This window comes from Leucobacter chromiireducens subsp. solipictus (genome assembly GCF_016758195.1).
Classification (GTDB): domain Bacteria; phylum Actinomycetota; class Actinomycetes; order Actinomycetales; family Microbacteriaceae; genus Leucobacter; species Leucobacter solipictus.
The window spans coordinates 101,117-115,379 of the sequence record NZ_QYAC01000003.1; the positions used below are offsets into that span (position 1 = coordinate 101,117).

Below are 14,263 nucleotides of genomic sequence, written 5' to 3' on the forward strand. Positions count from 1 at the left end.
CGGGCTCGGCTGTGCGCCGCGTTGGCGCGGGGCCGATCTGGTCCGGCCTGCGTCAGGGGCCGATCCGGCCCGGGCTGCGTCAGAGCTCGTGAGAGGCAGTGACGTGGTGGCGGGGCATCTCACCGGCCCGCGCATATTCCGCACCGCGAAACTGCATCTTCACGATTCGGAAGTTTCTATTGACCCGTTGATCCTGCCCGTGATAGGTATGGAGCACTCCAACGACGGAGTACCTGGATCAGCAGACAGGGAAAAACTGAGCTGGCACCCACGTGGGGCCGGCAGGCGGTTCCACCGTACGGATGGAGTCAGCACATGCCACAGCCAACCGCGCGCCTCTGGATCAAGAACCCGCTCGGGATCTTCACGGGGACCGACGCCGACGCTGCAGGCGGGATCGTGATCGAAGGATCCGTCGTCAGTGAGCTCGTGCCCGCCGGGGGCGCACCCGCGGCTCCGGTCGATCAGCAATTTGACGCGAGTCGCCACGTGGTGATCCCCGGGCTCATCAACACCCACCACCACTTCTACCAAACGCTCACCCGTGCGTGGACCCCCGTCGTGAGCGCCGAGCTCTTTCCCTGGCTGCAGGGGCTCTACGGGGTGTGGGCGGGGCTCACCCCACGAGATCTGGAACTCGCGACCACCGCGGCCCTCGCCGAGCTGCTGCTGTCGGGGTGCACCACCGCCGCCGATCACCACTACCTCTTCCCGGACGGACTCGAGGACGGCATCGACGTGCAGGTCGAGGCCGTCCGGAAGCTCGGCATGCGGGCCACCCTCACCCGCGGTTCGATGTCGCTCGGCGAGGCGGACGGCGGCCTGCCCCCGCAGCGCACCGTGCAGGACGCCGACGTGATCCTCGCGGACAGCGAGCGCCTCGTCGGTGCGTACCACGAGCGTGGTGCCGGGGCCTTCGTGCACATCGGACTCGCGCCGTGCTCCCCGTTCTCGGTGACCACCGGCGTGATGCGCGACACCGCGGCGTTGGCCGAACGTCTCGACGTCCGTCTCCACACGCACCTCGCCGAGACCCTCGACGAAGAGGACTTCTGCCGCGACACTTTCGGGCTGCGCACCGTTGACTACCTCGAGAGCGTCGGCTGGCTCTCCGATCGCACCTGGCTCGCGCACGGGATCCACTTCGATGACGCGGAGATCGCCCGGCTCGGTGCGGCCGGGACTAGCGTGTCCCACTGCGCCACCTCGAACATGCGGCTCGCCTCGGGCATCGCGCGTGCGCTGGAGCTCGAGCAGGCGGGATCCCCCGTGGGTCTCGGCGTCGACGGATCCGCCTCGAATGACGGGTCCAACATGATCCAGGAGGTGCGCCAGGCGCTGTACCTGCAGCGCCTGCGCTACGGTGCCGCGGCGGTCACCCCGGAGCGGGCGCTCGGCTGGGCCACCGCGGGATCGGCGCGGGCCCTCGGCCGATCTGACCTCGGCACCCTCGCCCCGGGGATGCAGGCTGACCTCGCGATGTTCACCCTCGACGAGCTGCGCTTCTCCGGCAGTCACGATCCCGTGGCCGCGCTGCTGCTGTGTGGTGCCGAGCGGGCCGACCGCGTCATGGTGGGCGGCACCTGGCGCGTCACCGACGGACAGATCGAAGGCCTCGACGTTGCGCAGCTCATCGCCCACCACAGTGAGGCCGCCCGCGGCCTCCTCGCCCGCCACGCCGCATAAGCCTCCCAGACCCAATCCGTTCCACCGTTCCCATTCACCACGACAAAGAGGTCGATATGAACCAGAACACCGTGGCCGTCGACCGGCCAGAAGACGAAAGACTCCCGTTCGGAGCCACGCTCGCCTACGGGCTCCAGCACGTGCTCACGATGTATGGCGGCATTATCGCCCCGCCCCTGATCATCGGATCGATGGCCGGCCTGAACGGGGCGGAGATCGGGGTGCTGATCACCGCGTGCCTGTTCATGGGCGGGCTCGCCACGATCCTGCAAACCCTGGGGGTGCCGTTCTTCGGTTCGCAGCTGCCGCTGGTGCAGGGCGTCTCGTTCGCCGGGGTGGCGACCATGGGGGCGATCGTCACGAGCGGGGGCGGTCTCCCCGCCGTGCTCGGCTCCGTGATCGCCGCGTCCCTGATCGGACTCCTGGTGGCACCGGTATTTGCGAAGATCATCCGGTTCTTCCCGCCCGTCGTCACCGGTGTGGTGATCACCACCATTGGCCTGACCCTGCTGCCGGTTGCGGCAGGCTGGGCGATGGGCGGCGTCAGCGATGCGCCAGACTTCGGTTCGCAACAGAACCTGCTGCTTGCGGCGCTCACGCTGGTGGTCGTGCTGGTGCTCAGCAAGGTGCCGATCGGGGCGATCTCGCGACTCGCGATTCTTCTTGCCATGGTGATCGGCACGATCATCGCGGCGTACATGGGCATGGTCGACTTTGGCGGGGTGCTCGACGGCCCGATCTTCGCGATCCCGACCCCGTTTGCGTTCGGAATGCCGACCTTCGAAATCGCGGCGATCATCTCGATGCTGATCGTGGTCCTCGTCACCCTGACGGAAACCACCGCGGACATTATTGCGGTCGGCGACATCATCGGCACCAAGGTGGACTCGAAGCGGATCGCCGCGGGACTCCGTGCCGACATGCTCTCGAGCGCGGTGTCCCCGGTGTTCGGATCCTTCACGCAGTCCGCCTTTGCGCAGAACGTGGGCCTCGTCGCCATCACCGGCGTCGAGAGCCGCTTCGTGGTCACCGCCGGTGGTGCGGTGCTCGTGGTGCTCGGATTGCTCCCGGTGCTGGGGCGCGTGGTCGCGGCCGTGCCCACACCCGTGCTCGGCGGTGCCGGAATCGTGCTCTTCGGCAGCGTCGCGGCCAGCGGGATCCGGACGCTCTCAAAAGTCGACTACCGCGGCAACATGAACCTGATCATCGTGGCGGCCTCGATCGGGATCGCAATGCTGCCGATCGCCGCTCCCACTATTTACGATCAGATGCCCGCCTGGTTCAACACCATTTTCCACTCGGGCATCAGTTCGGCAGCGGTTGCCGCGATCATCCTGAACCTCCTGTTCAACCACCTCGGCGGCGCGGGCAAGGACGGGTCGGCGCTCGCCGCCGCGCCCACGCGCAGTATCCCGATCGCCTACTTGGAAGCGTTCGAGGACGGCGACTCGGTGATCGACGGCAGGATCGTTGACCGCGATGGGCGAGAGGTGCCGCTGGATCACCCCGCTCGGTAGCCGTGCGAGGGTGAGCGAATCAGGGCGACTGGTGCACCGGTCGCCCTGAGTTCGCACGGCAATGTAATCCATTACAAATATCTCGCCCCCGTGCTTGCGCCTGCCGTGGCTGGTGTGTATCGTAACTCAATGTACACGATTACATTTGCGGTAGTTGCAATCAAAGGGGATGTCGCATGCGCACACGGAGAGAGTCCACACACGTCCGAAGGGTGGGCTCCGCGCTCATCGCGATCCTCGCGGCGACCGCGCTGTCGGCGTGCGCCGCGGGAACTCAGGGTGGGACAGATGCCGAGTCGTCGCCGGAGGGCCTGACGCCGTTGACCCTTTCGCTGGACTGGAATTCCTACGTGGCCTACCACGCGCCCTTCGCACTCGCGGAAGAGTCGGGCATCTGGACCGAACACGGGCTCAGCGTGCAACAGACGATGCCGGGAGGTTCTGGGGACGCGCTCATCGAGGTCGGAACGGCGAAGACCGACCTCGCCTGGGCGGACCTGTCGACCTCGGCCGCATCCATGCTGCAGGGGGTGCCCGTCACGGCGGTCGCGACGGTCCAAACGAAGAACGCGAGCGGGCTGACGGTTCTCGAGGGTACATCGCTGGAGAGCGCGGCAGACGTTCCGGGGATGCGGATCGGGTCGACCCCCGGTGGATCAGACGCGACCCTGATCGGTGCATTCTTGCGGGCGAACGACATCGATCCCGAGGCAGTCGACATCGTGAATCTCCCGGCGAACGGCAAATTCGCGGCGCTGATGACCGGCGAGGTCGATGCGATTAGCGGGCAGGTGTATTACTACGTCAGCAGCGCGCAGAGCCAGGGCGTCACCGCGACCGGGAAATCGTATTCGGACATGGGGCTCGACGTCCTCGACCACGGCTTCGTGGCGAACGACGCGTTTCTCGCGGAGCAGCCTGAGGCGGTCACCCGGTTCCTGGCGGCATACCGCGAGGCGCTCGCGCGCACCATTGAGGATCCGGCGAGTGCGTGCACGGTGCTGACGGAGAAATCTGAGGGCGCGCTGCTCCCAGAGGATTGTGAGTCCCAGCTCGAGGGGTGGCTTCCGCTCGTGGGTGATCCCGCGGACCCAGCGTGGGGCACCAACGAGGCAGCGGACTGGACGAGCACGGTCGACGTGCTCACGGAATTCGGTGGTGCCGAGGGCGACCGCACCCCGGCGAGCATGTTCACGAACGAGGCGCTGCCGCATGAGTGAGCGCCACGCGACCCCAATCGAAGTCCGCTGCGACGACGTGTCGAAGCGGTACACGACGCGATCCGGCGCCGTCACCGCGCTTGAGCGGGTCACCGTTCGGGTGCGACCGGGTGAATTCGTTTCGCTTCTCGGCCCGAGCGGTTGCGGCAAGACGACCCTGCTGCGCCTCATTGCCGGGCTCGAAGCGGCGTGTGAGGGCACGGTGAGCATTGACGGCCAAGCGGTCACGCGCGCGCACCCTGAGCTGGGCGTCGTGTTTCAGACGGACCTCCTCATGCCCTGGCGCACCGTGCTCGACAACGTGCTCCTGCAGGCCGAGGTGCGCGGGCAGAAGTCGCCGGAAACGGTTCGGCGGGCAACCGAGCTGCTGGAGCAAGTTGGGCTCCGGGATTTCATCGCGAGCTATCCGCACGAGTTGTCCGGCGGGATGCGGCAGCGCGTCGGCATCTGCAGGGCCCTGCTGCACCGGCCTCGACTCCTGCTCATGGACGAGCCTTTTGCGGCGCTCGACGCGATGACGCGTGACCAGATTTCCGTGGAGCTTTCGGACCTTGCTGCGCGAGCGGGAACCACGATCATCTTCGTTACCCACTCCATCCCGGAGGCGGTATTCCTTTCCGACCGAATCTACGTGATGTCGGCGCGGCCCGGGGAGATCGCCGCTGAGGTGAGTATCGAACAGCCGCAACCACGACAGCTGCACCACCGGCAGCAGCCGGAGTTCGTGTCGAGCGTCGCCGAAGTGACCTCGATCTTTGAATCGCTCGGCGTATTCCACAGCACGCCGCAACAGACACAGGAGACCGAGTAATGACCAGACACACGGGTGCGGCAACGGTCGCCGTGGAGCTCCGGCAACCCCGCGGAAAACGCAAGCGTGGCCCCGACCGGGCGGGGCGGCACTGGCTCGCACGCATGCCGTGGATCGCGCCGGTCGTCACGCTCGTCGCGCTCATCGGGATCTGGGAGATCGGCGTGCGTGCCTCCGGCGTCGCGCGATTTCTACTCCCTGCCCCGAGCGCGGTGGCGCAGTCGATGGTGGAGAACTGGGATCTCCTGATGCGTCACGCTGGCGTCACGCTCCTGGAAACGCTCATCGGTTTTGTCCTGAGCGCGGTCGTCGGAATCGCGCTCGCCATCGTCATGGTGATGTGGCCGCTCGCGGGTGCCGCGATCTTCCCGATCCTGGTGGCTTCCCAGGTGATCCCGAAGGTCGCGATCGCACCGCTGATGGTGGTCTGGATCGGGACAGGGGTGACGACCGCCTCGTTGATCGCATTTGTGATGGCGTTCTTCCCGGTGGTTGTCAACGCGACACTGGGGATGCGATCGGTGAACTCGTCATCGATCGATCTGTTGCGGTCGATGCGGGCGAGCCAATGGCAGGTGTTTCGGTACCTCCGGTTCCCGAATGCGGTGCCACACATCCTGACGGGGCTGCAGCTCGCGGTCGCATTCGCGATCGTGGGCGCGATCGTGGGCGAGTTCGTCGGCAGCGACTCCGGGCTGGGCTACTTGCTCATCGTGGCGCAGGGCAATCTACGAACTGAACTGCTCTTTGCTGACCTTGTCGTGCTCACGGCACTTGGACTCCTGCTCTACTACGGCGTCGAACTGCTCGGACGGCTGTTTCTGCGGAACCGGCGCGACCAGCACTGACGACGCACGGCAGACGCACACGCAGAGAAGGAGCTTCCCCCACGGGATGCTCCGGAGAGAGAAAGAGGAGATTACGTGCACAACGCACACACACGATTCGGGACGGTCATCGATGGTGAGCCGCGCGCCGGAGACAGGAGTGAGGCGCTCATCGACCCCGCGACCGGGGCCGAATGGGGGCGCGTCGAGTGGAGCACAGCCCACGTTGCTGAGGCGATCGCGAGCGCTCAGCGCTGCGTCAACGATGGGGGTTGGGCCGGGTGGTCCCGCACCGAGCGGGCAGATCTGTTCGATGAAATCGCGCGCGGGATCGCGCCGCGGGCGGATGAGCTCGCGGTGCTGGAGTCTCGGGCCAATGGCAAGCCGATCGCGGCAACGCGAGCCGAGGTGCTGGCGGCGAGCCGGTGGTGGCAGTACTACGCGGCACTGCTGCGCGGGCTGCGAGAGGAACACTTTCAGAACTCGCCGACGAAGCGCACCCGCATCGACCACGAGCCTGTCGGGGTCGTCGGACTGATCACTCCCTTCAACGGGGCATTCTCGCTCGCGACATGGAAGCTCGCCCCAGCGCTCGCCGCCGGAAACGCGGTGGTCCTGAAGCCACCGGTCAACTCGCCGGGATCGAGCGTGATCCTCGCGACGATACTCCGGGACGCGGGCCTGCCCGCTGACGCAGTGCACGTGCTCCAGGGAGGTGCAGACGTGGGCAGCGCCCTGGTGAGCGACCCCGCAGTCGGCATGGTTTCCTTCACCGGGAGCACCGCGGCAGCCAAGCACGTGGCCAGTGTCGTGAGCGGCCGACTCGGCCGATTCGTCGCGGAAGCCGGAGGGAAATCCGCGCATCTGGTGTTCGCTGATGCAGACATTGAGGAGGCCGTGACCGCGGTTGTGCAGGGCGTCTTCTCCGGATCCGGCCAGACCTGCGTCGCGGGGTCGCGCGTGCTTGTGCAGCGTTCGATCGCGGCACCGTTCCGGGCCGCGCTCGTCGCGCGGGTACGCCGGTTGCGAGTGGGGGACCCCCGCGATTCGATGTCGCACCTCGGCCCGATCGCGACGGCACAGCAGCTCGAGCGGATCGAAGCGATGGTGGATGCCGCGATCGCCGAGGGCGCCGAGGTGCTGTGCGGCGGTGGGCGGCCGTCCACGCTCCCCGCGGAACTGCGCGGCGGGTTCTGGTTTGAACCGACCGTGCTCGGCAGCTCACACGGCACGGAGTCCGTCTGGCATGAGGAGGTATTCGGTCCGGTGCTCACCCTCAGGGAGTTCGGCGACGAAGACGAGGCGATCACGCTCGCGAACGACTCCCGATACGGCCTGGCCGCAGGCTTCTGGACGTCGGACGTGCGCCGCGTCGAGCGGGTCTCCCGGAGATTGCATGCCGGCACCGTCTGGGTGAACTGCTACCGGGGCATGGACTGGGAGACACCATTCGGCGGGTACCGGGAGTCGGGTCTCGGACGAGAAAACGGCGTGGAGGGACTCCGAGAGTTCCAGCAGGTGAAATCAGTGGTCGTCGAGAGCGGCCACGCCACGGATCCGTTCGGGATCGGTGAACAGGAACAGCGCACATCAGAGGAGAACGCGTCATGAATACCATCGTCGAGTCGGACTCGTCGGCACCGGCCATCATCGTCGATTGCCTGGAATACAGTAAGCCCTCCCGAGAGCGCTTTCTCGAATGGCAGCGGGGGCGCGTCGGATGCGTTCACGTCACCCTGGCGGTGTGGGAGACCGCGCGCGAGACGTTGAGCGTCATTGGGCAGTGGAACGATCTGTTCGCGGAAAACGCCGATCTGGTGGCGTTGGCGCGCACCTCCGCGGAGATCAGGACGATCGCAGCGTCGGGTCGAACCGCCGTCGTCTTCGGATTTCAGAACACGGCTCCGCTTGAGGACGACATCCGGCTGGTGCAGGTATTCCACGACCTCGGCGTGCGGATCGTGCAGCTGACCTATAACACGCAGAACAGCATCGCCGCGGGGTGCTGGGAGGACGCAGACAGCGGCCTATCGACCCACGTGGGCCGCCAGTTCGTCGACGAGCTGAACCGCGTGGGAATGCTGATCGATCTGTCGCACTGCTCCGAGCGCACGTGCCTCGACACGATTGCGCTGAGCAGCGCCCCGGTCGCGGTCACCCACGCGAATCCGCTCGAGTTCGTGGGCTCCGACGTGGAGCTGGGGCGGCGGCCGAAATCAACAGCGGTGCTCGAAGCGCTCACGGAGCGTGGCGGCGTCGTGGGACTCAGCCCGTACGTGCGGATGCTGAAGCACGGCATCCGCACGACGGAGCAGGAATTCGTGGACATGATCTCCTGGACCGTCGATAAGTTCGGGGTCGAGCACGTCGCACTGGGTACCGACTTCTATACCGGATACGGGATTGAGGCCGTCAAGTGGTGGCGTATGGGGCGGTGGGCGCGCGAAAGCCCGGTGCCGATCGACGAGCAGGCACCCGTTGTGCAGTGGCCCGCATGGTTCTCGTCCCCGGAAGCGTTCCCGTCGCTTGTTTCCACCATGGAGAAGTCTGGCTTTTCCGCGACCGAACTCGATCGGGTGCTCGGGGGAAACTGGATCCGCCTATTCGGCGAGATCTTCGATCGGCCGCAGCAGTGACGCAGCACGCGGTCATCGTGGGCGGCGGCCACAACGGGCTCGTCGCCGCGAACTACCTGGCGCGTGCGGGCTGGAAGGTCACGGTCCTTGAAGCGCGTGCGTCCTTTGGTGGGGTGGTCGGCCGGTACGAGTATCTGCCCGGCTACGCGGCCTCGATCACGAACTCGCCCGGTTCGTTCGACGGGACCGTGCTGCACGAGCTGGAGCTACACCGTTGGGGGCTGCGCTTCGAGCGCCCCGAGGTGACGCTCCTCCACCCCATGCGAGAGTCCCTGTTCGTGGGGTGGCGAGACCCGGAAGCCGTCGCACGCCAGATGGATGGCTACGCACCCGGCGAGTCCCGTCGGCACCGGCAACTCGTGGGGCGGCTCGACGCGCTCGGGGCAGCGGCCGGTGTGACGTTCGGGCAGCGGCCGCGCTCACTCGCGGAAACGCTGGCGCGGTTGGACCCGTCGTGGCGCGACGAATTCGAGCGGGTCCTCATTGCCGGATCGTTGACCGAGCTGTTGGATGAGTCACTGGAATCTGACGAGGTGAAGAGCCTGATGATGATGCTCGCGCTCAACGGTCAACTCGTGGCACCCACTGCGGCAGGGTCCGCGTTCGGTCTGTTGCTTCGTCCGATCGCGCGCGCATCGGCGACGCACGATCCGCTGGGGAGCACGTCTGCCCCGCTTCGCGGCTCCGTCGGGCTGCCCGTCGGCTCGATGGCCGCGATCGTTGACGCATTGGTCGCCTCGGCGCACGCACGCGGCGTGGAGCTCCGGCCGAGCGCGCGGGTCTGCGCGTTGACGATGAACGACGACCAAGACATCACCGGGATTGAGCTCGAGTCAGGGGAGCACATCACCGACATGGATGCGGTGATCGTGACACTCGAGCCCTCGCAACTGGCAGGGCTGCTGCCGAACGCATGGCGTTCGGATGTCGAGCGGCCGGCGGCACCGACCGGCTCGGCCTTCAAGATCGCGCTCGCGCTCGATGGGCTACCGGAAATCGCACACGCGCCGGCGGGCGTGCCGCAGGAGACCCTTTTCGCGGCGCAGTTTCGGATCGGCCCGGACCCGGGATACATCACCCGGGCCGTCGAAGACGGGATCGCGGGTCTACCGTCGGAGAACCCGCTCATCTGGGGCCTGGTCCCGAGCCTCACCTCCCCGGTGGTGGCCCCCCATGGTCGGCATCTCATGAGCTTGAATGTGTGGCATGCTCCGCACGCGCTCGGTGCCGCGTACTGGCGACAGCACGGCCGCGAGTTTGCGGACCGATGCATCGCCCAGGTTGACCGGGCCTTCCCCGGCCTGCGTGACCGGATCGTCGATCGCGTATGGCTGGGACCACACGACATCGAAGCGGAGTTCGGGTTGACCGGGAGCAACATCACCCACGGTGACATGCTCCCCGTTGACATGCTGAACGGACGGCCCGGGCTCGCCTTTGCGGAGGCTCTGGAGGCCTCGGGCGTGGTGCTTGGCGGAGCCGGAACCTGGCCTGGCGGCTACGTCACCGGTGTGCCCGGACGGAACGCCGCGATGTCCCTACTCACGAATCAGAAGGAGTTCGCCCAATGAGCGAAACGCAAGAGTTCTTGGTCAACATTCAGATCGATTGGCCCCGGGATCTCTCCGAGGAGACCATCGCGCGGGTGTCCGCAGAGGAACGACAGATGGCAGCGGAGCTTGCTCAGGCCGGCACGCTGGTGCGGATGTGGCGGGTGCCGGGGCGCCGGGAAAACTGGGGCTTATGGCGTGCGGCGGATGCAACCGCACTGCACCGCGTGATCAGCGCGCTGCCGGTCTGGCCATACATGTCGGTGACCGTTCACTCGCTCGCGCAGCACCCCGTGGACCCCGTCTACACTTGAAATCCATGAAGCAAGTGGGAGTGGTCGACATCGCTCGGGAGGCCGGGGTCTCGACGGCAACGGTCTCTCGAGTGCTGAACGGCTCGGGAGCGGTCACCGAGGCGACACGAGCGCATGTCCGAGAGGTCATCGCGCGCTTGGGCTACACCCCGAACGCGTTCGCGGCGAGTCTCCGCAAGGGGCGAAACGACGCGATCGGGATCGCGGTCGCGAGTATCTCGCAGCCGTGGCACGTCAAACTCATTCGGGAACTCCGGCGGGCGATCCGCGCACAGGGGTTTACGACGATCGTGTACGACCTCGAACACTCGGAGGAGGTGTTGATCGAACACGCCGAGAGTGCCAGGAGGCTCCGTCTCGCCGGGATGGTGCTCGCGACCGGTGATCGGCTCGACGCACCGGACGTGCGCGCCGCACTGGACCAGTTGGTCGAGACCGTGCCGCTTGTGGTGATCGGGCAGCAGCTGCCGGACGCGGGCTGGACGACGGTCGCGTTCGACGATGTCACCGCGTCGGAGCACGCGGTCCAAGAGCTGCTCGAGCGGCGAGCGAAACCGGTCCTGTTTCTGGGTGAGGCCGCATCCTCGTACCTCAGTGAGGAACGCCGGATCGGCGTGGAGCGAGCGCTCCGTGCCGCCCCCGAATTGCTCGAGGGGTCGGAGCTCGTGACACTCACCGCGGGGATGGATTACGCCGCGGGGTACCGGGAGGTGATGGCGCGCGCCGCTTCCCTCTCTCAGTTCGGGACTGTCTTTTGTGTGAACGACGAACTCGCGCTCGGGGCATGCCGAGCCGTGCACGAGCTGGGGTTCTCCGTGCCGAATGACGTGATGGTGATCGGCTACGGAGACGTGGATATGCTGCCCTACGTGGTCCCGTCATTGTCTTCGGTGAGTGGTGACGTGCATGCGGTCGCTGAGCGGGTGGTTCCCGCGATTATGGCCGGCATTGATGGCCGACGGATGCCAAATCCGGCGAAGTTGCAGCGGCGGATCGTGCACCGGGAATCCACGGGGGGATCGGGCGAGCAGTGACTCCTGGGGCACCGTGGCGACTGCACTCGCCCGGTGCGTTCACCCAGCTGACGTGATGCGTTCACGCCCCGGCAAGCCGGGCGAGGGAGACTCGGCACCAGGCCACGCACCGCGACGCGCGCGCGTGCCGGGGCCGGAGGGAGGACCATGGCGACGATCGACGACGTTCGATGGCATGCCGGCGGCGAGTTTCCAGCGGGGCTCGCGCCGGATGCTGCGGCGACGCACATCGGGATGTTTGTCGCCTGGCTCGCTGAGGCCCGCGATCCGGACGGGGAGTGTCTGCTGCTCCCGAGTCCGGCGCGTGAGGCGCTCCGCGGCCGCGTGGCGACCCCAGGACGCGCGCTCCTCGAGTACTGCGGCGGCACGCTGTCCGAAGCGATGCTGAGCGCCCGGGGCACCGCCTTCGCGCACGCCGGCTACGACGGGGAAACGGGCTCGTATCTGGATGACTACGTGGACGTATTCGACGACGTGGGGGACACGATCTATGAGGTCCCCGACACCTGGGGCAGCTTTCAGCGGATCGCACCATGGATCGACGCACGGTTCCGGGCCTGGCTCGACGCCACGGGCCCGTCTGGGTCGTGACCGCACCGCGTGTGTGACCGCGGGCCTCGGTGCCCCAGCCACCGAATGGCCGCCACGCCGAGGATCGCATAGCGTGGAGGGCATGACCGAGACCCGGCCCACGTACCGTCTGCGCAGCGCTCGTCCCGACGACTTCGACGCGATCATCGCGGTGATCGATGAGTGGTGGGGGCGAGCCGCGTCCCGAGACCTGACCCGACTGTTCCTCGATCATTTCTCGAACACGAGCCTGATCGCGGAGACGCAGGGGGAGGAGCTTGCGGGTTTTGTCTTGGGATTTCCGTCCCCCGCCCAGCCCACACTGGCCTACATCCACTTCACCGGAGTGCACCCGGCCCACCGGCGCAGCGGACTCGCGCGCACCCTGTACGCGCGGTTCTGTGAAGACATGCGTTCGCGTGGCTGCACTGAGGCGAAAGCGATCACCTCTCCGGTCAACGAGCGCTCGATCGCCTTCCACCGGGCGCTGGGCTTCAGCGTAAGCGCCCCGATCCGCGACTACGATGGCCCGGGGCTCGATCGCGTGGTGTTCCGGCGGCCGCTGTGACCGAGTCGCCCACGGCTGGGCCGGCGTGCGACCGCGTGCTGCAGGCTGTCACCGAAAGACTTTCCGCGCAGAACCCGGGGGATCTGCGCGGGTTGTTCCTTACCGGATCATGGGCGGCGGGATCCGGCGGGCCGCACAGCGACATTGACCTGCTGCTGCTCACACGCCATCCGCTGCGTACGTCCGAGCGCCGCGCTGTGACCGAGATGCTGCTGGGGCTCTCCGGCTGGAGCGGACACCGAGCGAGTTATCCGGAGGTGGCGGCGCGCCGGCCGATCGAGCTCACCGTGCTCACGATTACGGAACCGCTTCCGGCGTTGCCCGCCCCACGGCTCGACTACCAATTTGGTGAGTGGGCGCGCACCGAACTCCTGGCGGGGGAGCTTCCCGCGCCGCGGGAGGACCCCGATGTGCTCGTCCTCCTCGCGGCCGCGCAGCAGGCGCACCAGCGGCTGCTCGGGGCCCGGCTCGACGAGCTGCTGCGCCCCGTGCCGGAGGCTGAGCTGCGTGCCGCGGCCCGGGCGCTGGCCCCAGACCTCCGCACCGAACTGGCGGGGGACGAGCGCAACGTGCTGCTCACGCTCGCCCGCATCCTCGTTACCGTCGAGACGGGCCGGATCGTGTCCAAGGAGGTTGCCGCAGCGCTCGCCGCGCCGCGGCTCTCCGCCTCGGCGCGGGCCGTACTCGAGCGAGCCAGTGCCGAGTACCTGGGTACCGAGCGGGCAGATCCGAACGCGGGCTGGGCGTTCGCCGAGGAGACCGCCGCGGAACTCATCGCGCTGCTCTCGCCCGCGGCATCCCGGCCCCGCCCGGATGCGGTGTAATGGGAGACATGACTCGCCACCGTCCGCTCGCCGCTCTCTCCCTGCTTGCGGCGCTGCTGCCGCTCTCGGCCTGCAGTCCGCTGTCGCTCCCCGCGCCCCAATCGGACGGGCCGAGCCCCGAAGCGCGGATCGCCCAGGAGGCGGGGGTTGTGGTCGAACCCGGGCACGCGCGCTGCGACTTCACTAACGTCCCCTCGGGAGAGGCCGGCCAGGGGACAAGCAGCGGCGAATTCGGCACGCTCGATTCGGCCGAGGTGCGGGAGACCGCGGACGCCTACGAGGTCACCTTCACGGGCGAGTTCCTCGATCCGGCGCTGGTGACGCCCACCGCCCGGGTGAACTTTCGGCTGGTGCTGACCGAGCCCGACACCGCTCCCGTGATGCTGTTCACCGAGTACGCGCAGGGCGCGCTCACCACCACCGGGACCGTCGCCGTGGGTATGGCGTTCGCGCAGGAGACGGCCGCGGAGCTGACGCCGGGCGCCTTCACCGCGAGCTACGCCAAGAGCTCTCCGGACCTCGCGGGCTTCGCGCCCGAAACCTGGCGTGCGGGCGTGGAGTACACGAGCGGGGAGCCCAGGGTGGACCCGGTGATTCGCTCGTGCGGGGACGGTCGGGACTGGGAGTGGCAGCCGCTCGCGGGGGAGTAGGGAGCCCGCGGTTCGCCGCGCCGGAGGACCTGGTAGGCACAGCTCTGGGCGCGGCC

Annotated in this window: 14 protein-coding genes; all 14 read left to right on the forward strand. The window is 67.5% G+C overall.

Annotated features, from left to right (window positions below):
- Positions 1–315 precede the first annotated feature (315 nt).
- The 14 genes from D3230_RS06295 to D3230_RS06360 all read left to right on the forward strand — a co-directional run bounded on the left by D3230_RS06295 (position 316) and on the right by D3230_RS06360 (position 14,207).
- The gene (locus D3230_RS06295) at positions 316–1,686 is read left to right on the forward strand and encodes an 8-oxoguanine deaminase (RefSeq protein ID WP_202344184.1); all 1,371 of its coding nucleotides are present in this window, start codon (positions 316–318) and stop codon (positions 1,684–1,686) included.
- Positions 1,687–1,742: 56 nt separating this feature from the next.
- Positions 1,743–3,203: a nucleobase:cation symporter-2 family protein gene (locus D3230_RS06300; RefSeq protein WP_202344185.1), complete on the forward strand. Its 1,461-nt coding sequence runs from the start codon at positions 1,743–1,745 to the stop codon at positions 3,201–3,203.
- 176 nt (positions 3,204–3,379) lie between these two features.
- Positions 3,380–4,423, forward strand: coding sequence for an ABC transporter substrate-binding protein (locus D3230_RS06305; protein WP_202344186.1), 1,044 nt, complete (start codon positions 3,380–3,382; stop codon positions 4,421–4,423).
- Entirely contained in the window at positions 4,416–5,234 is an 819-nt protein-coding gene (locus D3230_RS06310) for an ABC transporter ATP-binding protein (protein WP_202344187.1), read from the forward strand. The genes D3230_RS06305 and D3230_RS06310 overlap by 8 nt, the downstream gene beginning before the upstream one ends.
- Positions 5,234–6,082 carry an ABC transporter permease gene (locus D3230_RS06315; RefSeq protein ID WP_202344188.1) on the forward strand — a complete coding sequence of 283 codons (849 nt, stop codon included), beginning with the start codon at positions 5,234–5,236 and terminating at the stop codon, positions 6,080–6,082. Before D3230_RS06310 ends, D3230_RS06315 begins: the two co-directional genes overlap by 1 nt.
- 75 nt (positions 6,083–6,157) lie before the next feature.
- Positions 6,158–7,672: an aldehyde dehydrogenase family protein gene (locus D3230_RS06320; RefSeq protein ID WP_202344189.1), complete on the forward strand. Its 1,515-nt coding sequence runs from the start codon at positions 6,158–6,160 to the stop codon at positions 7,670–7,672.
- Positions 7,669–8,697 (forward strand): membrane dipeptidase, encoded by a 1,029-nt coding sequence (locus D3230_RS06325; RefSeq protein WP_202344190.1) that lies wholly within the window; start codon positions 7,669–7,671, stop codon positions 8,695–8,697. The genes D3230_RS06320 and D3230_RS06325 overlap by 4 nt, the downstream gene beginning before the upstream one ends.
- Positions 8,694–10,268 (forward strand): FAD-dependent oxidoreductase, encoded by a 1,575-nt coding sequence (locus D3230_RS06330; protein WP_202344191.1) that lies wholly within the window; start codon positions 8,694–8,696, stop codon positions 10,266–10,268. Before D3230_RS06325 ends, D3230_RS06330 begins: the two co-directional genes overlap by 4 nt.
- Complete coding sequence (locus D3230_RS06335; protein ID WP_202344192.1) at positions 10,265–10,561, forward strand: muconolactone Delta-isomerase; 297 nt, start codon at positions 10,265–10,267, stop codon at positions 10,559–10,561. Before D3230_RS06330 ends, D3230_RS06335 begins: the two co-directional genes overlap by 4 nt.
- 5 nt (positions 10,562–10,566) lie before the next feature.
- Positions 10,567–11,595: a LacI family DNA-binding transcriptional regulator gene (locus tag D3230_RS06340; RefSeq protein WP_202344193.1), complete on the forward strand. Its 1,029-nt coding sequence runs from the start codon at positions 10,567–10,569 to the stop codon at positions 11,593–11,595.
- Positions 11,596–11,742: 147 nt separating this feature from the next.
- The gene (locus tag D3230_RS06345) at positions 11,743–12,186 is read left to right on the forward strand and encodes a DUF7832 domain-containing protein (RefSeq protein ID WP_202344194.1); all 444 of its coding nucleotides are present in this window, start codon (positions 11,743–11,745) and stop codon (positions 12,184–12,186) included.
- Between the two features lie 82 nt (positions 12,187–12,268).
- Positions 12,269–12,733: a GNAT family N-acetyltransferase gene (locus D3230_RS06350; RefSeq protein WP_202344195.1), complete on the forward strand. Its 465-nt coding sequence runs from the start codon at positions 12,269–12,271 to the stop codon at positions 12,731–12,733.
- Entirely contained in the window at positions 12,730–13,557 is an 828-nt protein-coding gene (locus D3230_RS06355; RefSeq protein ID WP_202344196.1) for an aminoglycoside adenylyltransferase domain-containing protein, read from the forward strand. The genes D3230_RS06350 and D3230_RS06355 overlap by 4 nt, the downstream gene beginning before the upstream one ends.
- A gap of 8 nt (positions 13,558–13,565) precedes the next feature.
- Positions 13,566–14,207 (forward strand): hypothetical protein, encoded by a 642-nt coding sequence (locus D3230_RS06360; RefSeq protein ID WP_202344197.1) that lies wholly within the window; start codon positions 13,566–13,568, stop codon positions 14,205–14,207.
- Positions 14,208–14,263: the final 56 nt, after the last annotated feature.

Bases quoted from the DNA above. Each gene is read 5' to 3' on its own strand.
- D3230_RS06295 (WP_202344184.1), top strand. From the start codon at position 316: ATGCCACAGCCAACCGCGCGCCTCTGGATCAAGAACCCGCTCGGGATC.
- D3230_RS06300 (WP_202344185.1), top strand. From the start codon at position 1,743: ATGAACCAGAACACCGTGGCCGTCGACCGGCCAGAAGACGAAAGACTC.
- D3230_RS06305 (WP_202344186.1), top strand. From the start codon at position 3,380: ATGCGCACACGGAGAGAGTCCACACACGTCCGAAGGGTGGGCTCCGCG.
- D3230_RS06310 (WP_202344187.1), top strand. From the start codon at position 4,416: ATGAGTGAGCGCCACGCGACCCCAATCGAAGTCCGCTGCGACGACGTG.
- D3230_RS06315 (WP_202344188.1), top strand. From the start codon at position 5,234: ATGACCAGACACACGGGTGCGGCAACGGTCGCCGTGGAGCTCCGGCAA.
- D3230_RS06325 (WP_202344190.1), top strand. From the start codon at position 7,669: ATGAATACCATCGTCGAGTCGGACTCGTCGGCACCGGCCATCATCGTC.
- D3230_RS06335 (WP_202344192.1), top strand. From the start codon at position 10,265: ATGAGCGAAACGCAAGAGTTCTTGGTCAACATTCAGATCGATTGGCCC.
- D3230_RS06340 (WP_202344193.1), top strand. From the start codon at position 10,567: ATGAAGCAAGTGGGAGTGGTCGACATCGCTCGGGAGGCCGGGGTCTCG.
- D3230_RS06345 (WP_202344194.1), top strand. From the start codon at position 11,743: ATGGCGACGATCGACGACGTTCGATGGCATGCCGGCGGCGAGTTTCCA.
- D3230_RS06350 (WP_202344195.1), top strand. From the start codon at position 12,269: ATGACCGAGACCCGGCCCACGTACCGTCTGCGCAGCGCTCGTCCCGAC.
- D3230_RS06360 (WP_202344197.1), top strand. From the start codon at position 13,566: ATGACTCGCCACCGTCCGCTCGCCGCTCTCTCCCTGCTTGCGGCGCTG.